This is a genomic window from Pelagibacterium mangrovi, from assembly GCF_036662815.1.
In the GTDB taxonomy this organism is placed as follows: domain Bacteria; phylum Pseudomonadota; class Alphaproteobacteria; order Rhizobiales; family Devosiaceae; genus Pelagibacterium; species Pelagibacterium mangrovi.
The window spans coordinates 469,091-487,811 of the sequence record NZ_JBAFXA010000003.1 but is presented as its reverse complement, the minus strand read 5'-3'; the positions used below and the strand labels follow the sequence as shown (position 1 = coordinate 487,811).

Below are 18,721 nucleotides of genomic sequence, written 5' to 3'. Positions count from 1 at the left end.
AAAACCTCCTTAACTTACAACCTCAAACCTGTGCCATGGGTGCTGACGGCGGACAAGACGGGCCATGGTGGATATGGATGCGGAGAACCTCGGTGCCGAAGGAAAAGCCATATTCCCCGACGCTGGTGATCAGCGACCCAGCCGACCCACGGGTGATATCGGGTTTTCCTAGCAGAGGGCATGATGGCAGGAAATATCGAGTATCCCTATGCCTTCAGATGGAGTGAAGGCGTCGAAAATTTCTTCATCGAAAACAATATCTTCCTGAAAAATGCCTTCAAGATAAAAGGCATTTTCAAAGTTGGGGAACGCATTACGTTAAACGAGCAGGTCATCGTCGAGCCGTATGCGGCAATGGGCGGGAAGAGCGGCTTTACCAGCTCTGGAGCTTTCTCATACACCCACTCCGGATTTGGCGGCAAAGCAGTAATCGGCCGGTATTGCAGCATAGCGCCGTCTTCGCGGTTGATGGGAAAAGAACACCCACTCGATCGCATCAGCACCCATCCTTTCACGTGCAGGCAATACTACAATACGTGGGTGTCTGAAAACTTCGGTGTCGAATTGAACGCGCAAAAGTTCGACGGCACGGACAGGGGCAGGCTGATTGTACAGCACGATGCCTGGATCGGTGGAAACGTGCTGCTGCGTCCGGGCGTCACTGTCGGCCATGGGGCGGTGGTCGCAGGCGGCTCGGTGGTCACCAAGGACGTACCCCCGTTCGCCATCGTCGGAGGCAACCCGGCAAGGATCATCCGGTATCGATTTGACGATTTCACCATCGACCGCATCTTGAAAATGGCTTGGTGGCGCTTTCATGTTCGCGATTTCGCGGGCCTGGACATGACGGATATACATGCGTTCCTCGATGACCTGTCCAAGCGTATTGACGACGGTCGAATAACAGCATTCAACCCTGAAAAGATCGATCTTGGAAAAAAACATCAGGACAATCAGAGCAAAGGAAAGGGCAGGGGCAAAATAGAAATTGTGATGCGGCCACCTGGGCGGCCGGGTCGTTTGATCGCGTTAAGCGCCATTGCGCTCAGACGGTTGAGCTGTCTGGTCGTGGATCTTCTGCCCCATCAGACATCGCCGATATTCTTGCTGGTTAACGGACCTCTTCGGACGCAGCTAATGCCAAGGCACGATCTGACCTGCTGGAAAATCCAACACAATCGGAAACAGCCGGACACCGTTTGAATCACTGGAGGCAGACTCCCTCTCCGCCATTCCCCCAAAGCGGCTCAACCACCCAGCCAGGCGGCGAGCCCGTCGAGCGTCTGTAACCCGTATTCCACCGCGCCGAAGTCGATGACCGCCTGCCGCCGCTCGCGACTGGGGTGAAGCTGGCGCATGGTCAGTACGGTCTTGCCGTCACTTTGCTCATCGAAGGTGATCGTCATGTAGAAGCGCTCCGGGTCGTCGGGATCCGGAGTGCCGTAGTCCACAACGATCATCTCGTTAGGAACGATCTTCAGGAAGCGCATCATATTGGGAAAGCGCTGCTGTTGGTCCTCGAACTCGCCCACCATGTCGAAGCGCCATACGCCGCCCTCGCGGATATCGGCCTCCTGGTTCTCGATGACGAGGCCAGACGGGCCATACCATTGGGCCAGCGCATCGGGGTCCATCCATGCGGCGAAAACCTTGGCGCGCGGGTGCTTCAGCACCTTGACCAAAACGATCTCGCGATCAAGCGACCAGGTTTCAAACAGCTTTTCCATCGTCATTATCTTTCGTCTTGTCCAAATAGGCTTCCAGCCGGTCCAGTCGCTGGGCCCAGCGCCGCCGCTCCGTTTCCATCCAGTTCGCTGCTTCCTCAAAGCGCGCCCGCTCCAGGCGGCACCAGCGGCTGCGCCCGCGCTTTTCGCTGGCGATCAACCCGCAATCTTCCAGCACTTTGAGGTGCTGGGCAAAGGAGGGCAGCGTCATGTCGAAGGGTTCGGCCAGAACACTGACCGGCATCTCTCCCTCGGCAAGCCGCGACACCACGGCGCGGCGGGTCGGGTCGCTGAGAGCATGAAAGGCAAGATCGAGCGGGGTCGAATGATAGGGCATGCGACAGGGTAGGGCGGATCGGCCATGTGCGTCAATAACAATAAGGTACTTGCCTTTGTATTTCACTCCGATTATTAAGGCATATGCCTTACCATCAGGAGGAACCAATGGCAGTTCGTGTCGATCTCAACATTTCTCTGGACGGTTTCGCGACAACCACGGATCAGACGCCCGACAATCCCTTTGGCGATGATTGGCCGCGTCTGGTTGCTGCGTACGCCGCTACCCGAACGGTGCGTGAGCGGGTGTTCAGGGACACTTCGGGAACAGGCACCACAGGCATCGATGAGCGATATGCGCAGGCATATTTCTCAAATATCGGTGCGGAGATTATCGGCGCCGGCATGTTCGGATTTCACGCTCACCCGGACGATCCCGACTGGCGCGGCTGGTGGGGAGAAGAACCCCCGTTCCGCATCCCAGTCTTCGTCCTTACCCATAAGCCGCGCTCTTCCATCGAGATGGACGGCGGCACCACATTTCATTTTCTAAACACATCGCCTGCCGATGCACTCGAGCAAGCGGAAAAGGCCGCTGGGGGCAAGGATATCCGCGTTGGCGGTGGCCCCACTGTCGTGCGCGACTATCTCAAGGCCGGCCTCGTCGATAGCCTGCATGTCGCCATCACGCCCATCCTGCTCGGGCGTGGCATCCGTCTCTGGGACGATCTGCGCGCGTTGGAGTCCGGCTACGCCGTCAAGACGGAAACCGCCGAGAGCGGGACCATCCATCTTACGTTCCAGCGCTAACCGCCGGCCATCGAAGTACGGCGATCAAAAAATTGGGTAGGCTGTGTCGAAAGACACGTCCTTCGTTCGTCTTGGAAATACAGACGCAAAAACCGGACAAAGATCATGACCGCCATATACACTTTCGACGTCTTTTCCAGCCTTGACGGCTTCGGTGCCGCCAGCGGCAATTGGACTGGCTACTGGGGCAAGCAAGGCCCCGAATTGCTCGAGCGCCGGCTCGCCCTCTACAGCACAAAGCAGCGAATGGTCATCGGGGCCAATACATATCGCACATTCGCCCAGATGCTGGCTTCGAGCACCGAGCAGGACGACGTCCGCGACCCCTGGGTCACTCGCCTGAGGAACCTGCCTGCAACGGTGGTGTCGAGCACCCTGAAAGCCCCTCTCGACTGGCCGGACGCTATCGTTGAAAGCGGCGATGCCGTCGATGTCGTCGCTCGGCTCAAAAAGGAGTCCGACGTGCCGTTACGCTCGCACGGCAGCCTGTCAATGAACCGGGCGCTGATGGCCGCCGGCCTTGTGGATCGTGTTCAGGTGACGCTCTTTCCGGTGATCACCGGTCAGACCGGGCTGGACCCGATTTTCCATGGCGCAGCCGATTTCGATCTCGAACTGATCGAAAGCCGTACCCTCGACGGCCACATCCAGGAACTCATTTATCGACCCACGCTGCACGGCTGAATTCATCTCAATGAACCGGGCGCTGATGGCCGCCGGCCTTGTGGATCGTGTTCAGGTGACGCTCTTTCCGGTGATCACCGGTCAGACCGGGCTGGACCCGATTTTCCATGGCGCAGCCGATTTCGATCTCGAACTGATCGAAAGCCGTACCCTCGACGGCCACATCCAGGAACTCATTTATCGACCCACGCTGCACGGCTGAATTCATCCATTCGGCCGCAACTCATCGCCGCATTTCCCTGAGTTGATCGACTCAGAGACAATGCTGTGCTTTGATCTTCAGCATGCCGCTCGTTGGGGGCGATTCATGCAGTGAGGTGGCGATGGCCCCCCGATGTCACGTAAAATACCTTGCTCTCGTTCTTACAATGGCAGCGTCCCCCGCTATCGCGGCGCTGCCGCCGGCCTATCAACGCGCGGCAGAACTGAAAGCCGTAACCGACGCCGCTACCGAGTCCCTGGAGGGTGACCCGGTCGTCAGCGTCGAATACATCCTCGAGGACGTCTATCGCGCCCATTCCGATAAATGCACGGTAACGGTGGTCATCAATACGGTGATCGAGGAGGCGACCACTCCCGCCCCCGGTCCGCGCAAGTTCGAAGCTGTCGCTGACGATCCCGTCTGTGAGCCCGAGTGAGTGAAGATCGGGCTCTGACGCCGGAGCTTGCGCCTAGGCCTTTTCAACCTGCAGATCGGCCGTACTGTCATGCCAACGCAGAAGCCGGCGTTCGGCGGCGGCGACCAGAAGATAGAGCCCATAGCCGATGAAGGATAGGACGAACACGGTGACCAGCACCAGTTCGACATCCGACGTTTCCTGTCCGAGCGCCAGCAGGTAACCCAGCCCCGCCCGCGCGCCCATCAACTCGCCGATCACCGCTGCGGTCACCGCCAGCGTCACGGCCACCTTGGCGCCGGAAAACAGCATGGGCAGCGACATCGGCAGCTCCAGCCGCCACACCCGTTGCACGGGATTGAGCCGCAATATCCGCGAAAGCTCGTCCATCTGCGAGGGCATGGCGCGCAGCGAGGAGAGCATGTTGGATAGAATGGGAAAGAAGGTGACGATAGCGACCAGCACGATCTTGGGCATCATGTCGAGCCCCAGCCACAGCAGCAACAGCGGCGCGATGGCGATCTTGGGGGCCGTCTGCAGAAACACGATGATCGGGTTGAGCAGCATTTCCACGATAGGGAAGCGCTGGAACAGCAGCGCGGCGAGCACGCCGATAACCCCACCGATCACCAGCCCGATGACGATTTCCGCCAGCGTAACCGGAATATGCCCCAAAAGTCCGGCCTGGGTCGTCAGGAACCACGCCTCCTGCACCAGTGCCCACGGTCCGGGCACCAGATAGGCCGGCACGTTGAATACGACGAGCAGGATCTGCCAGAGCGCCAGGAAAACGGCGAGCGAGACGATGGTTCTGAGCATCAGCGGGGCTCCGAAAACAATGGAGCGTTTCCAGCAAAAGTGGATACCAGTTTTGCGATTCGGAAGCGCGACGAAACGATGACCTAGAGCGATTGAGCGTTTCGAAGAAAAGCAAAAAAGCTCTAGGTTGGCCCGGCGGCGAACCGCCGGGCCGAGCGGTTTACTGGATCGAGGAGGGCGATTCGACGACCAGGTCGCCGGCTTCGAAGCCTTCCGGGATCACTTCATATTCGACAGCCGTATCGATCGTCGTCTGCCAGCTTTCGAGATTGCCATAGCCCAATTCGTGGGCGGCGGTGTCCTCGCTCTGCCAGAGTGTTTCGACGAACACTTCGGAAATGATCTCGGTCACGATCTCTTCCTGGCCGGCAAAGGTCGGGGTGTATTCGGCGACAGCCATGTCCACCTCGGTGCGCACATCGCCCTCGACGATATGCTCGATGCCCTTGTTGAGCGCGGCGATGAAGCCGGCCACTTCGGCGCTGTTGTTGTCGAGGAAGGATTGGGAGGTGACCAGCACATTGCCCTTGGAGGGCAGGTAGTCGTCTGAGCGGATCATGCCCACATCGATACCATCGGCCTGCAGATTGTAATAGCGCAGCATCGAGAAGACGATGGCGTCGACCTGATCGGAAGCCAGCGCCTCGACGATGGCGCCGGTGCCCACGATCTCGACGGTGGCATCGTTGATGGAGAGGCCTTCCTGGGCCATCATCACCTGCAGCTGGATGTAGTTGGGGCTGCCATAGCTGGTAACGGCGACGGTCTTGCCGGCAAGGTCCGCCGCGCTTTCGATCCCGGAATCGGCCTTGAACAGCACGGCGCCGATGCCGTTCTGATAGGTCGTGTGGATCACCTTGACCGGCAGGTCGTTGGCGCGCGCGGCGATCACCGCGTCACCATTGGGAAAGCCGAACTGGACGTTGCCGACGGCAACGTTGGTCAGAATGTCGGCGGCGTTGGCATAGAGAAAGTCGACGTCGAGGCCTTCTTCGGCGAAATAGCCATGGTGGTCTGCCACGAACAGCGGCAGGTAGTAAGGCACTGCGGCGCCGTCGATCTGGATGGTGACAGGGGCCAGATCCTGGGCCGAAGCCGGAGCGGCAAGGCCGAGGGCAAGCACGGATGCGGTTGCAAGCAGGGTCAGTCGCTTCATTCTAACGTCCTTTCAAGGGTTTGAAGCAGGCGATGAGAAGGCGAGGTCCGCGAGCGCACCCGCCGCGATGGCGATGAGGTTGCGCTGGGTCTGTTCGTAGTCTTCGAGCCAGCCGTCGCTGCGCCTGTGGGCGTGGACGGCGAGAATGGCGCCCGCCGAAACCCCGAGCGCAGCCCCGACGGCCAGCACGATTTCCGCTTCCATTTCGATGCCGTCCACGCCAAGCGCGGCCAGTGCATCGACCAGATCGGGATCGGCCGGGCCATCGCGATGATCCGGCCTCCCCTGCGCGCGATAGTATCCGTCAGCGGTGACGACAGCGCCTCTCCGGCCCGCAAGCCCCAGCGCGAGCCGCTTTGCATCAAGCGCCGAGACGATCTCGTCGGCGGCGCTCACCGCCTCGTTGCCGGGCGAATAGGGACGGGCGCAGGCGCTGTTGGCTGGCGTCTTTTCGACGATCACGAAATCGCCCAATGCCAGGTCTTCGGCCAGCGCGCCCATGCCCCCGATCCGGACGATGCGTTTCACCCCCAGCGCAGCCAGTTCCACCATCGCGATCTCGGTGGATGCCCCGCCGATTCCGGTCGAGCAGATACCGATGCGCCTGCCGTTGAAACTGCCCACGCCCATGCGAAACTCGCGGTTCTGCCCGACGAGTTCGAAATCGGCGAGAACGCTTGCCGCCATATCCACACGCGCCGGGTCTCCCGGCAGCAGAAAATCGGTCGGCACGATCTCGGGCCGAGGCAGGTGCACCGGGTTGTCGCCCTTCCAGGGCCAGGTCGCGGAGCGATCGATCAGCGCCATGAGAGCAACCATTTTTCGGCCTGCGCCAGCACTTGATAAACCAGGATGCCCAGCAGCGAGGTCACCAGCACCATCGCGAAAAGCAGCGGTGCCTTGTAGGTCGTGCCGGCGAACACCATCAGATAGCCCAGTCCCGTTCCACCCGACAGCCATTCGGCAAGGATAGCGCCGATCGTCGCCTGAATGGCGCCGATCTTGAGGCCGGCGAAAATCTCGGGCACCGCCGCCGGCATTTCCACCCGCGTGAGCTTTTGCCAGCGGTTGAGCCGGAGGATTTGGCAAAGCTCATGCAGATTGGGCGAGAGAGAGCGCAAGCCTAGGATCGTTCCGATCATCACCGGGAAGAACACCAGCGATACCGTCAGCACGATCTTGGAGGTCAACCCCAGCCCGAACCACAGGATGAACAGCGGCGCGAGCGCGATCTTGGGCGCCGTCTGGAAAAACAGCAGGTAGGGCGCAACGATCTTTTCTATGCGCGGCGATTTCGCCAGCACGAACCCCACTGCAAACCCGCCCAACGCGCCCAGCGCAAACCCGGCGACGATCACCCCCAGCGTATGGCCCAGATGCGGCCAGATTTCTCCGCTGACGAACAGCCGGACCAGTTCGTCCCACACGGCGCCCGGTCCGGGCAGCACATAGCGGGGAACGTCGAAGGCCGTCACATAGCCCCACCACGCGGCAATCAGCACCACCGGCGTTACGACGAAGGACAGGATGCGAACGAGCGGGCTGTTGATCATTTCAGCTCCTTGCGAAGCACCGAAAGCCAGTTGTGAAACCCGGGCAGATCCTTGGTCGCTTCGCTGCGCGGCTTGGGCAGGTCGACCGTGTGGATCGTCCGCACGCGTCCGGGCCGTGCCGACATCACCGCAACGCGGTCGGAAAGATAGGCGGCTTCCTCAATGGAGTGGGTGACAAAAACGATCGTCGCGCCCACTTCCTGGCGGATGCGCAACAGCTCATCGTTCATGCGGTCGCGGGTCAGCAGGTCGAGCGCGCCGAACGGCTCGTCCATCAAAACGATCTTGGGGCGATAGACCAGCGCGCGGGCGATTGCCGCACGCTGCCGCATGCCGCCCGAAAGCTCCTTGGGCAGCGCCTTGGCAAAATCCTTGAGCCCGACAAGTTCGAGCATATGGCGCGCCTTCTCGTCGCTCTCCTTGCGCGGCTCGCCGAACGTATCGAGGGGAAAGCGCACATTGTCGAGAATGTTGAGCCAGGGCAGCAGCACCGCCTCCTGGAACACGAAGCCGATGTCCGATCCCTTGGCCGGAGCGCCCGACTGCCATTCCAGCGTTCCTGCGCTCGGTTCGATCAGCCCCGCGAGAATACGCAGCAGAGTGGACTTGCCGCAGCCCGATGGGCCGATCAGGCTGAGGAATTCACCTTCCTCGATTTCGAAGGTGGTGGGAGCAAGGGCTTGGACGGATTGACCGCCACGCGACTGAAAGGTCTTGGCGACGTCGGTGGCTTGAAGAAGTTTCACGCGAGCACTCCTGAAGTGCGTATCAATTTTAAGACCGATGGCGGAATTGTCTCATTAGTGAGACAGACTGAAATCCCCGTCAAGGGTGAAGCATCCGTTTTGCCCAACGTTCCGGCAGCGCTTGCAGGTGGTAACAAAATAGGCAATCTCTCGCTGTAACGGCGGATGGGCGGCACAACCGAGGGTGAAATGCGAATGGATAGGCTTACAGGCTGTGGTTTCGTCGCGATATGGAACGATGTGTCGCGGGGCACGGAAGAGGATTTTTTCGCCTGGCACGCCGATGAGCACATGCCTGAAAGGCTGGCGATACCCGGCTTTCTGCGCGGCATGCGGTGGGGACATGAAGGTGCGACGCCGCGATATTTCACACTCTATATATTGAGTGGGTCCGAGGTCGCGCGTTCTGCCGATTACATGGCGCGGCTCAACGCTCCCACCCCATGGACTCAGCGCGTCATGAGTTCATTTCGCGACAACGCCCGCTGCGTCGGCGAATTCACCTCGAGCCTTGGCGACGGGCCGGGGCAGGGCGTCGTGATCTTGCGCCTCGAAGGCCCACTGGCTGCCGAATTGCCAGAGGCGATCATGAAAATCGACGGAGTGTCAGGTTGCCATCTGGGGATGTCCGATGCGGCGACGTCCGCGCTAGCGACCGTAGAGCGCCAGGGCCGTACAGTGACCGAACCTCAGGGGTTGCTAATTGTATGTCTCGCCCCCCAAGCTCAGGCGGCTTCCGTCGCAAAAGCCTTGAGCGAAATACTGCCGCAAGATACAGCAGATGCGATGATGGTGCTGATGCTGCAATTGGATAGGCGTCAGTCTCAATAAGCTGTCTAAATTTTTGGAGATACTTGCAAAACTGGCTTGGCCGGATGCCGATCACCTGTTCAGGGCGCATTTTTCAGCGGGTTGCACAACCTTTGCGCAAATGATCGAAGCTGTCTACTTTTTGAGAATTTTTCTTGACAGCGATTGTGACGCAAGTGTCTTTTAGCCTCACCACAATGTGGCACTCAAAAGGGGAACATCATGAATCGTCGTGTCTTGCTTGCTTCGGCAGCAATCTGTGCGGTGCTCGTCGGCGCGCTGCCCACTTATGCCCAGGAATTCGTGGCCCGCATCGGCCATCTTGAATCCGATCAGCAGCCGCGCCACCAGGCGCTGGAAATGGTCGCCGAACTCGTCTCCGAGCGTACTGACGGTGCCGTTCAGTTCCAGCTCTTTCCCGCCGGCCAGCTCGGCCAGGCGCGTGAAATGAACGAAGGCACCCAGCTCGGCCTCATGGAAGGCACGGTTTCGCCCGCCGCTTTCCTCGCCGGCTTCAACCCCGCCGTTTCGATCCTCGACGTGCCGTTCCTGTATCCGGCTGACCGCGAACAGGCCAACGCCCTGCGTACCGGTCCGTTCGGGCAGGCGGTGCTCGACAGCTTCGCCCCGCTCGGCCTCAAGGCCATCGCCATCTGGCCCAATGGCCGCAAGTCGATGACCTCGAACGAGGAAATCGCCGCCCTCGAGGATTTCGCGGGCCAGAGCTTTCGCGTCATGGATTCCCAAGTGCTGATCGAGCAGTTCAACGCCGTTGGCGCCTCGGCTATCGCGCTGCCCTTCGGTGAGCTCTACACCGCTCTGCAGACCGGCGTCGTGGATGGACAGGAAAACGCCCTCGATACCATCGCGACCATGAAGTATCAGGAAGTACAGAACCATCTGCTGATCTCCGAGCACGGCGCCAATGAGGACGTCGTCATGTTCAACCAGGGCTGGTGGGATTCGCTTCCGGCCGAGTACCAGACGGTAATCGTGGACGCCTTCGAGGAAATCCGCCCCGAGGTGGAAGCCCTCAAGGAAGCCGCTCAGGAAACCGCCCTCGAAGCCATCCGCCAGAGCGATATCGCCATTACCGAACTCGATGACGCACAGCGTGCCGCGTTCCGCGAGGCGATGTATGGGCCGGCTCGCGACGCCTATCTCGCCGGTGCCGGCGATATCGGCCAGCAGATCGTCGAGACCTATGAAACCCAGTATGCCGAGGTCGTCGGCGAATAAACATCGGCCGCGCTCCAAATAGCGCGGGCACGTGTCCGAACGGGCGCCGAGTTGATCCCAGCTTGGCGCCTCTTCACTTGAAAAGAGGGTAGGGGCCTGCCGAAATGAAACCGAATACCGCCGTAACAAGGGCGCTGGGCATACTTGCCTCGTTCGAACGCATAGCGCTCGCCTTGCTGATGCTGACCATGGTTATCCTTACCGTAGGCGGCGTCCTGGTGCGCGAGATTGCTCCGGCCTATTCGCGCAATGTCGCCTGGGTCGATGAAGGCGCGCGCTACATGATGGTGTGGCTGGTGTTTCTCTCGCTGGGGTTGGCGCTCCAGGAGGGCCGTCAAATCGCCATGACGAGTTTTCTTGAACGCATGAACCCCGCTGCGCAACTCTGGATCGGACGGGTCATCGATCTGACGGGGCTGTGCCTGTCGCTCTATATCGCCTGGGTCGGCCTGGAAATGGCCCAGAACGTCGCCCGCACGGGCCAGTTCAGCCCCACCCTCCGTATACCGGCTTCGATCCTCTATTACGCGCTTCCCGCCGGGTTCCTTCTTTTGGGCCTGCGCTACGCACTGAGCCTTTTCGGCCTCTTCGACCGTTGGTCGCAACCCTCCGGAGCCGCGCACTGAGATGTTGATCGCAGCAATCCTCATCGGCGCTATGGCGCTGTTGTTCCTCGGTTTCGAGATGCTGATCGTTCTCGGCCTGCCGGGAATTCTCACCAAGGAATTTTTCTATTCCACGATGCCTGACCTCATCTACGGCCAGCGCATCGTCGGCGGCATCAACCATTCGACGCTGCTCGCCATTCCGTTCTTCATCTTCGCCGCCGAAATCATGTCCAAGGGTTCGATCGCTCGCCATCTCACCGGCCTGGTCGGCGCTTTTCTCGGTCATCGGCGCGGCGGCATGGGCCTTACGACGGTTGCGACCGCCGCGGCCTTCGGTTCGGTCTCCGGTTCAGCCCCGGCCACTGTCGCGGCGCTGGGCGGCATCGTCTATCCCGAACTCAAGCGCCAGGGCTATTCCGACAAGTTTTCACTCGGATTGATCGTCTCATCGGCCGAGGTCGCGCTCCTGATCCCGCCTTCGATCACCCTGATCATCTATGCCTGGCTTACAGGCACTTCGGTGGCGTCCCTCTTCGCCGCCGGTCTAGTGGTGGGCATCTTCCTCTCGCTGATCTTTTGCGTTTACGTACTTTTATATGCGTATCGCAATGGGTTGACCGGCGACGCCCCCATGCCCTGGAGCGAACGTTTCAAGGTCATCGGACGCAGCATCTGGGCCGTCGGCTTGCCGGTCGTCATGCTGGGCGGCATCTATTCAGGCCTGTTCACCCCCACCGAAGCGGCTGCGGTCAGCGTGGCTTACGCGCTGTTGGTGGAGGTCGTGATCTATCGCCATATGGGCCTTCGGGATGTCTTCCGGGTTGCCACGGGCGCCGCGATCACCACGGGTAGCATCTTCGTGCTTCTGGCGATGGGATCGATCGTCGCCTATTTCATAACGCTCGCCCAACTGCCGACCATGGTCATCGATTTTCTTGAGGCCATCGATGCCAACTGGATCGTATTTCTCCTGATCGTCAACCTGCTGTTCCTTGTGGCCGGCATGTTCATCGATCCCAACTCGACAATGCTGATCCTCGTGCCGGCACTGTTCCCCGTGGCTCAGGCCTTCGGCATCGACCCGATCCACTTCGGCATCATCGTTTGCCTCAACACCTGCATCGGCATGATAACGCCGCCCTTCGGGCTCGATATATTTGTCGCCTCCTCGACGCTCGGGGAGTCAGTAACCAAGATCATTTCCGGCATCATGCCGTTCATTGCCGTCAACCTTCTGGCTCTGTTGATCATCAGCTATCTGCCGGACATCTCGATGTTCCTGCCGCGCCTTCTGGCGCCCTGATCGACAATCATCGGCACAAAAAAGGGCCGCCCATCGGGGCGGCCCTTTTCATTTACAGCTTTGAAGCGTTCAGCCCTTGCTGGCCGGCGCGAATTCGGAAATGCCGCCATGAGCCGACGACCAGCTCGCCGGATCGTTGAGGAAGCTTTCCACTTCATTGAGCGTGTGGGCGTCGAAATGGCCCGATTCCTTGGCCGCATCGAGAATGTCCCACCACGTCGCCAGATAGTGCAGCTCGATCCCGAGCTCCTTCATCAGATCGTGGCTCTTGGGGAAAATGTCGTAGAAGAACACCACGAAGCAGTGGTCCACCTGCGCGCCCGCCTTGCGCAGCGCGTCCGCGAACATCACCTTCGAGCGCCCGTCCGTCGCCAGATCCTCGACCAGCAGCGTGCGCGCCCCGGTCACCACTTCACCCTCGATCTGAGCGTTCCGTCCGAAGCCCTTGGCTTTCTTGCGCACATACTGCATGGGCAGCATCAGCTTGTCGGCGATCCAGGCGGCAAAAGGAATGCCCGCCGTTTCGCCGCCGGTGATGACGTCGATCGACTCATACCCAATCTCGGTTGCGATGGTGTGCGCGGCGAGATCCATCAGCGCCGAGCGCAGGCGCGGATAGGAGATGAGCTTGCGGCAATCCACATAGACCGGGCTCGCCCAACCTGACGTAAAGACGAAGGGATGCTCGGCGTTGAAATGGATGGCGTTGATTTCAAGCATCATCCGGGCGGTCTGCCGGGCGATGGCCTTCTTGTCGTCGCTGAGGCGCAGTGTGCTCATATTTATGAGGGTCCCTTGATCTGTCTTTTGTGCGGTCGCGCAAAATCGCAGCCGCCAGACGGAAGGTCCAGCGCCGCCACGGCGGTTATCTTTGAGTGCAACCGGTTCGCTATAACCTCTGGTTTAAAGCCCAGTCAACTCGCTCGCCGGCAAACAGGGGAACAATTTCCCGGTTCTCAACCGAAACGCTTTCCGGCGCGGTCCAGGCCCGTTCCTCATAGGTGACGCGCGTTTCCGATGGCGAAAAGCCATAAAAGGCCGGCCCGTTGAGCGACGCGAAGGCTTCGAATTTATCGAGCGCACCTTCCTCGGCAAACACCTTGAGATAGGCTTCCACCGCCACAGGAGCCGAGAAAACTCCGGCGCACCCGCAAGCGGCTTCCTTGAGATGTTTCAGGTGCGGCGCCGTATCCGTGCCCAGGAAATAATTGGCCGATCCGCTGGTCGCCGCCTTGCGCAGCGCAAGCTGATGCGTGCGGCGCTTGAGGATCGGCAGGCAATAATAATGCGGCCTGATTCCACCCCCGAACAGCACGTTGCGGTCATAGAGCAGATGTTGCGGCGTGATCGTCGCCGCCAGCCTCTCGCCACCGCCCGCGACGAACTGCGCCCCTTGTTCGGTCGTGATGTGCTCCATCACCACCTTCAGCGTCGGGTGCCGGTCGAGCAGGGGGGCCAGGATATCGTCGATAAACCGCGCTTCCCGGTCGAAGATATCGACCTCCGGATGCACCAACTCCCCATGCGTCAAAAGCGGCATCCCAGCCTCGGCCATCGCCGCGAACACCGGATCGAGTCCTTCGATGGAGGTCACCCCATGCGCCGAATTGGTCGTCGCATGCGCCGGATAGAGCTTGGCCGCTGCGAAAATCCCATCCCGATACCCGACGATCAGATCACCCCGATCGGTCGCGTCGGTGAGATAGCACGTCATCATCGGCGTGAAATCGACGCCCTCGGGCACCGCCGCCATGATCCGCTTGCGATAGTCGACAGCCATAGCGGCTGTCGTCACCGGCGGCACCAGATTGGGCATCACGATAGCCCGCTCGAACTGCCGCGCCGTATAGGGCACCACCGATTGCAGCACCGCGCCATCGCGGAAGTGGACATGCAGGTCGACAGGCTTGCGCAGGGTGATCGATCGCATGGCTAAAAAACCTCTGAATCAGTTGGCGGACGTCACGGCCTTATAAAGCACATCGGTGCCTTTGATGAGGTCGTCGATGTCCATGGCCTCGTGCGGGTTGTGTGAGCCATTGGCGTTGCGCACGAACACCATCCCGGATGGGATGCCGGCATTGGCGAACACCGCGGCATCGTGCCCGGCGCCCGAGGGCAGGGTCTGCGGATCGAGCCCGCAATCGGCGGCGGCCTTCGATAGCATCTCGATGACCTTGCCATCCATCCGGGCCGGTTCGGTATACACCCGGTCGTCGAATTCGAACACCACGCCCCGCTGCTGCCCCACGGCCCGGCATTCGGAGCGGAACAGCTCGTAGAACCCTTCCAGCGTATCGTGGCTTTGGCTGCGCACCTCGAATGAGAACATCACCTCCCCCGGAATACGGCTGATGGCGTGCTCGTCAGGATCGGTGCCCACGATTCCCGTCGTAACGACAAGATCGAGCCCTCGTTCAAGCAGCACGCGCCAGTGCTCGTCCAGCCGCCCCACCAGATCGGCGAAGGCAAACACCGCGTCCTTGCGCAGCCAGCGCGGAATGGTGCCGGAATGGCCCGCTTCACCCCGGCACACAACCCGCCGATGCCGCAGATTGCCGCGAATGCCCGAGACCACGGCGGCCGGCAATTCACGGTCGGTCATCACCGGCCCCTGTTCGATATGCAGTTCCAGATAGCTCGCCGCCCTGGAAACGTCGAACAGTGCCCGGCGCTCGCGTATCGGTTCGATATCGATCCCCGTAGCTTCCATCGCCTCGGCCAGCGTCCGGCCGACGCCGCGCGAGCGGGCGGCGAGGTCCTTGCTGTCGATGATCCCGAACAGAGCCCGCGACCCGATATTGGCCCGCCCGTAAAACGCGCTCTCTTCGCCGCGCAGCATCAGCACGCGCACTGGCGTCGTCAATTCCCGCCCAGTTTCGCGCAGTCGTATAAGGCAGATCAGCCCCGCAACGATCCCCGCCGCCCCGTCGTAATTGCCGCCTTGGGGCACCGAATCCGCATGCGATCCGATATAATGCGCGGGCCGCGAGCCATCGTCTTCGGGCGCTCGCACCACGAGATTACCGGCGGCGTCGGTGTCGATCAGTAGCCCATGCGCCTTCGCCACGGCGGAAAAAATCCCCAGCGCGGCATCCTCGCGATCCGAATAGCACTCGCGCGTGATGCCCACGCCATCCCCGGTCTCGCGCGCCAATTCAGAAAAGATCACATCGGCCAGCGCGTGCTCGGAGTCCAGATTGGCCCAATCGATCTCGGGCACGGGAGAGGCGACGTTCATTGCGCCGCCTCCATCACATCGGGCACCAACATATCGGCGTTGAGCGCGCCGATCATCTCCACCACGCGATTGAATCCCTTGCGCCGGCAATAGGCGGCGATCCCGGCGATCACCTCGTCCATGGTTCCGGGCTTGACGAACGTCGCCGTGCCCACCTGCACGGCGCGCGCGCCGGCCAGCAGATATTCCACAGCGTCCTCGGCGCTCGCGATCCCGCCGCACCCGATCACCGGAATATCGACCGCCCGCGCGCACTGATACGTCATGCGCAGCGTGATCGGTTTCACCGCCGGTCCCGAAAGCCCGCCCATCACATTGCCCAGGGTGGGGCGCATGGTTTCGATATCGACGCTCATGGCCAATATCGTATTGGCCACCACCAGCGCATCAGCGCCCGCTGCTTCGGCTGCCCGCGCCACGGCGGCGATGTCGCCGGTGTTGGGTGTGAGCTTGGCCCAGAGGGGCAGGTCCGTCACCTTGCGCATGGCCGAAACGGCCTGCTCGGTCGTGCCGGGCCGCATGGCGAACGCCTTGCCGTCTTCCTCGATGTTGGGGCACGAGATATTGGCCTCTATCCCTGCGATCCCCTCGACATTGAGCCGCTCGGCGGCCCGAGCGAATTCGCCCACCGTCGGCGCCGAAATCGAAACGATCAGCGGGCTCGAAAACCGGCGGTAGAAGGGCAGGGTCTCATCGAGGAAATGATCGATTCCCTTGGACGGAATCCCGATCGAATTGAGCATCCCATTGCCCACTTCGGACACGCGTGGCACCGGATTGCCCCCGCGCAGCTCGGCAGTGATCGTCTTGGTCACCAGCGCGCCCAGTCCGTTGAGGTCGACAACCTTGGCCAGCCCCTCGGCGAATGTCCCCGAAGCGGGCATCACCGGATTGGCCAGCACCAGCCCCCGGCCCATGTCGACGGCAAGATCTACCATGAGGTCGCCTCCGCCAACGGAAACACCGGCCCGTCCCAGCAGACGCGCTTGGAGACGATTTCACCCTCGACATTGAAATTGCGCACGCAGCAAAAGCACATGCCCAACCCGCACGCCATCTGCTGCTCCATGGCGACTTCGCCATAGATGCCCATTTCGTGCGCCAGCTTCTGCATCAAAAGCATCAGCCGGTTCGACCCGCAGGTGTAAAACCCATCGGCCCGGCCTTCGGCGTGCAGCCGCCGCAGAACGGCTTCCACATTGGTCATGTCGCTGGTGCCGTCGCTATCGAGCACGATTTCCACATCGGCCCCCGCCGCCCGAAAACGTTCGACCGACAGAACCTGCTCGGGTCCACGCGCGCTGACGATTGCCGTCACGGCTACTCCGCGCTCGCGCGCCATCTCGGCCAACGGCGCCAATGTCGCCAACCCGACGCCGCGCCCCAGCACGACGATCGAACGCACATCGTCGGGCAGGGTGAACCCCACCCCGAGCGGTCCCAGAATGCGTGTCGTCTCGCCGGGCTCCAGCGCTGCGAGACCACGTGTTCCCGCACCTGCCACCTTATAAAGAAACTCTACCCGCCCCGTTTCCGGATCGGCGGCATAAGTGCTCATCGGCCGGCGGAAAAACGGCTTGTCCTCGCCTACAGCCGGACATTCGATGTTGAAGAACTGCCCGGCCTCGGCGCTCGCGGCAAGGCCGGGCGCATCGAGCACGATGAGCTTGTATTCTGCGTTGACCCAGTCGTTCGCGACCACCCGCGCTGCGGTGTCTGCAACCTCGGCTGAAAAGGCGTCCGCAACCGGCGGAACGGCGGCAATACTGTGCTGTCTCATTTTTGAGACAATGCTGTAACCGCGCTGTCTTGTCAATTCCCGCCGTTGGACTGGCCGTTGGCCGTGCGCTCGAGAATCCGCCGCAGCATCTGCGCCCCGTCGACGCCCTTTTTCGCCGCTGCCCATTGGGTGTCCAGCGTTTCCTTGAAGTGCCGCACCGCCTCGGGAGCGGATGTGACGATGGCGATACCCGAGGAGATATTGGGCTGATCCCCGAGTCTATAGGGCGAGAGCGTCACGGCTGAATCGCCCTCGCGCTCATAGATCTGGAACGTCTGGCTCGGCGGCTGACCATCGACGATACCGATCTGCGTGCCGATCGGCTGGCGCGCCATGGTTTCGCACAGACGCTCCACCTCCCGGCGCGCCGCCGCGCGCCGCTCGGTAACCACCTCGGTCGGCAGGTCGAACCGTCCCACCAGCCCGAGCAGCAGGAAGCGCTCGATATCCTGGCTGCCGATGATCGAAACCACCGGCACCCGCCGCCGTTCGACGCTGACCCGGCGTTCGTTCAAAAGGCCGAGAATCTTGTCGATGGCGGCGATTTCCCTGTCGCGGTCGGCCACGGCATCGGAAATGGCCTCGATCAGCATCAGCCGCAGATAGTCCATATAGTCCGACGACAGGAGCAGCGACGAAACCGGGGAAAAATTACCCAGAAGGTGGAGGGATTTTTCCTCCAATTGCCGCATGCGTTCAAAAAACGACAATGCGTTGCTGTAATACTCGACACCGACGCCGAGCAGAGAGGGCAGGGACACGTCCAAAAATTTGGAAATCGACTCGAGAATCTGGATCTTGACGATCTCGCCCTTCTCCAGCCGATAGACCGCAGCACGCGATATGCCCAGATGGGTGGCAATGTCGTCAGCGCTTAGGTTTTTGCCGATGCGGTATGCCCGCAGGCGCCGTCCGATTTCCTCAAACTGGATCGACATCCCGTCCCCTTTTCTCAGCGTCTCACTTTTGATATACACGCCGGTTTCCGGTGTCCAGAGAACTGGGCGCCGGGCACAATCGATAGGAGACTTGGTGTGCACGACCTCTACGCATGGCTAAACGAGCAGAACGGCGGCATTCGGACCTACGCCGAATTTCACCGCAAGGCCCAGCAGCTCGCGCGCGAGGATGCCGCCAACGCCGCCATTCTCGCGCTGCTCGGGCGCGTCGCAGCTCGTTTCGTTGCACGTTATGAGGGTGAGCCGCTGCCCGTCGACAATGCCAGCGGGGCAATCGTCCAGTTCCGCGAGCTTCTCGCCAAAGCGTCCGAAATCGTCTCGGCGTCCGATGCCGAAAAGCTCGCCTTCGCCAACATGGTCGCAACCTTCGACCTGCCCGGCGTCAAGACGAACTGA

At 61.0% G+C, this 18,721-nt stretch carries 23 protein-coding genes; 10 read left to right on the top strand and 13 right to left on the bottom strand.

Going from position 1 to position 18,721, the window contains the following annotated elements; genetic code table 11:
* Nucleotides 1–180 precede the first annotated feature (180 nt).
* Entirely contained in the window at nt 181–1,203 is a 1,023-nt protein-coding gene (locus V4T21_RS07580) for a CatB-related O-acetyltransferase (protein WP_332715037.1), read from the top strand.
* Nucleotides 1,204–1,247: 44 nt separating this feature from the next.
* On the opposite strand, the gene V4T21_RS07575 is transcribed toward V4T21_RS07580, so the two are convergent.
* Both V4T21_RS07575 and V4T21_RS07570 read right to left on the bottom strand, forming a co-directional pair.
* On the bottom strand, nt 1,248–1,727 hold the full coding sequence (locus V4T21_RS07575) for an SRPBCC domain-containing protein (RefSeq protein ID WP_332715035.1): 480 nt from the start codon (nt 1,725–1,727) through the stop codon (nt 1,248–1,250).
* Nucleotides 1,711–2,061, bottom strand: coding sequence for an ArsR/SmtB family transcription factor (locus V4T21_RS07570; RefSeq protein WP_332715078.1), 351 nt, complete (start codon nt 2,059–2,061; stop codon nt 1,711–1,713). The genes V4T21_RS07575 and V4T21_RS07570 overlap by 17 nt, the downstream gene beginning before the upstream one ends.
* A gap of 107 nt (nt 2,062–2,168) precedes the next feature.
* Here V4T21_RS07570 and V4T21_RS07565 point away from each other — a divergent pair, with 107 nt between their 5' ends.
* From V4T21_RS07565 to V4T21_RS07550, 4 genes are all read left to right on the top strand, one after another.
* Nucleotides 2,169–2,810 (top strand): dihydrofolate reductase family protein, encoded by a 642-nt coding sequence (locus V4T21_RS07565; protein ID WP_332715033.1) that lies wholly within the window; start codon nt 2,169–2,171, stop codon nt 2,808–2,810.
* A 105-nt stretch (nt 2,811–2,915) separates the two neighbouring features.
* On the top strand, nt 2,916–3,494 hold the full coding sequence (locus V4T21_RS07560; protein ID WP_332715031.1) for a dihydrofolate reductase family protein: 579 nt from the start codon (nt 2,916–2,918) through the stop codon (nt 3,492–3,494).
* Nucleotides 3,495–3,504: 10 nt separating this feature from the next.
* Nucleotides 3,505–3,696, top strand: a complete 192-nt coding sequence (locus V4T21_RS07555; RefSeq protein ID WP_332715029.1) for a dihydrofolate reductase family protein — start codon at nt 3,505–3,507, stop codon at nt 3,694–3,696.
* Nucleotides 3,697–3,862: 166 nt separating this feature from the next.
* Nucleotides 3,863–4,132: a hypothetical protein gene (locus V4T21_RS07550; RefSeq protein WP_332715027.1), complete on the top strand. Its 270-nt coding sequence runs from the start codon at nt 3,863–3,865 to the stop codon at nt 4,130–4,132.
* A 33-nt stretch (nt 4,133–4,165) separates the two neighbouring features.
* Here V4T21_RS07550 and V4T21_RS07545 read toward each other — a convergent pair whose 3' ends face one another.
* From V4T21_RS07545 to V4T21_RS07525, 5 genes are all read right to left on the bottom strand, one after another.
* Entirely contained in the window at nt 4,166–4,930 is a 765-nt protein-coding gene (locus V4T21_RS07545) for an ABC transporter permease (protein WP_332715025.1), read from the bottom strand.
* 160 nt (nt 4,931–5,090) lie between these two features.
* Nucleotides 5,091–6,086, bottom strand: a complete 996-nt coding sequence (locus tag V4T21_RS07540; RefSeq protein WP_332715022.1) for an ABC transporter substrate-binding protein — start codon at nt 6,084–6,086, stop codon at nt 5,091–5,093.
* Nucleotides 6,087–6,098: 12 nt separating this feature from the next.
* Nucleotides 6,099–6,905: a phosphorylase family protein gene (locus tag V4T21_RS07535; protein ID WP_332715020.1), complete on the bottom strand. Its 807-nt coding sequence runs from the start codon at nt 6,903–6,905 to the stop codon at nt 6,099–6,101.
* Nucleotides 6,884–7,639, bottom strand: coding sequence for an ABC transporter permease (locus tag V4T21_RS07530; protein WP_332715018.1), 756 nt, complete (start codon nt 7,637–7,639; stop codon nt 6,884–6,886). The genes V4T21_RS07535 and V4T21_RS07530 overlap by 22 nt, the downstream gene beginning before the upstream one ends.
* Nucleotides 7,636–8,385 carry an ABC transporter ATP-binding protein gene (locus V4T21_RS07525; RefSeq protein ID WP_332715016.1) on the bottom strand — a complete coding sequence of 250 codons (750 nt, stop codon included), beginning with the start codon at nt 8,383–8,385 and terminating at the stop codon, nt 7,636–7,638. Before V4T21_RS07525 ends, V4T21_RS07530 begins: the two co-directional genes overlap by 4 nt.
* Before the next feature lie 165 nt (nt 8,386–8,550).
* Here V4T21_RS07525 and V4T21_RS07520 point away from each other — a divergent pair, with 165 nt between their 5' ends.
* From V4T21_RS07520 to V4T21_RS07505, 4 genes are all read left to right on the top strand, one after another.
* Nucleotides 8,551–9,216 carry a hypothetical protein gene (locus V4T21_RS07520; RefSeq protein ID WP_332715014.1) on the top strand — a complete coding sequence of 222 codons (666 nt, stop codon included), beginning with the start codon at nt 8,551–8,553 and terminating at the stop codon, nt 9,214–9,216.
* A gap of 201 nt (nt 9,217–9,417) precedes the next feature.
* Nucleotides 9,418–10,434: a TRAP transporter substrate-binding protein gene (locus V4T21_RS07515; RefSeq protein ID WP_332715012.1), complete on the top strand. Its 1,017-nt coding sequence runs from the start codon at nt 9,418–9,420 to the stop codon at nt 10,432–10,434.
* 104 nt (nt 10,435–10,538) lie between these two features.
* Nucleotides 10,539–11,060, top strand: coding sequence for a TRAP transporter small permease (locus tag V4T21_RS07510; RefSeq protein ID WP_332715010.1), 522 nt, complete (start codon nt 10,539–10,541; stop codon nt 11,058–11,060).
* A 1-nt stretch (nt 11,061) separates the two neighbouring features.
* The gene (locus tag V4T21_RS07505) at nt 11,062–12,345 is read left to right on the top strand and encodes a TRAP transporter large permease (protein ID WP_332715008.1); all 1,284 of its coding nucleotides are present in this window, start codon (nt 11,062–11,064) and stop codon (nt 12,343–12,345) included.
* A gap of 69 nt (nt 12,346–12,414) precedes the next feature.
* On the opposite strand, the gene V4T21_RS07500 is transcribed toward V4T21_RS07505, so the two are convergent.
* The 6 genes from V4T21_RS07500 to V4T21_RS07475 form a co-directional block, all read right to left on the bottom strand.
* The gene (locus tag V4T21_RS07500; RefSeq protein WP_332715006.1) at nt 12,415–13,125 is read right to left on the bottom strand and encodes an orotate phosphoribosyltransferase; all 711 of its coding nucleotides are present in this window, start codon (nt 13,123–13,125) and stop codon (nt 12,415–12,417) included.
* 109 nt (nt 13,126–13,234) lie between these two features.
* Nucleotides 13,235–14,275: a dihydroorotase gene (gene pyrC, locus V4T21_RS07495; RefSeq protein ID WP_332715004.1), complete on the bottom strand. Its 1,041-nt coding sequence runs from the start codon at nt 14,273–14,275 to the stop codon at nt 13,235–13,237.
* Between the two features lie 18 nt (nt 14,276–14,293).
* Nucleotides 14,294–15,586, bottom strand: a complete 1,293-nt coding sequence (locus V4T21_RS07490) for a hydantoinase/carbamoylase family amidase (RefSeq protein WP_332715002.1) — start codon at nt 15,584–15,586, stop codon at nt 14,294–14,296.
* Nucleotides 15,583–16,524: a dihydroorotate dehydrogenase gene (locus tag V4T21_RS07485; RefSeq protein WP_332715000.1), complete on the bottom strand. Its 942-nt coding sequence runs from the start codon at nt 16,522–16,524 to the stop codon at nt 15,583–15,585. The genes V4T21_RS07490 and V4T21_RS07485 overlap by 4 nt, the downstream gene beginning before the upstream one ends.
* Entirely contained in the window at nt 16,518–17,366 is an 849-nt protein-coding gene (locus V4T21_RS07480) for a dihydroorotate dehydrogenase electron transfer subunit (protein WP_332714998.1), read from the bottom strand. Before V4T21_RS07480 ends, V4T21_RS07485 begins: the two co-directional genes overlap by 7 nt.
* 32 nt (nt 17,367–17,398) lie before the next feature.
* On the bottom strand, nt 17,399–18,304 hold the full coding sequence (locus V4T21_RS07475) for a helix-turn-helix domain-containing protein (RefSeq protein WP_332714996.1): 906 nt from the start codon (nt 18,302–18,304) through the stop codon (nt 17,399–17,401).
* 96 nt (nt 18,305–18,400) lie between these two features.
* Here V4T21_RS07475 and V4T21_RS07470 point away from each other — a divergent pair, with 96 nt between their 5' ends.
* Nucleotides 18,401–18,721 (top strand): hypothetical protein, encoded by a 321-nt coding sequence (locus V4T21_RS07470; protein WP_332714994.1) that lies wholly within the window; start codon nt 18,401–18,403, stop codon nt 18,719–18,721.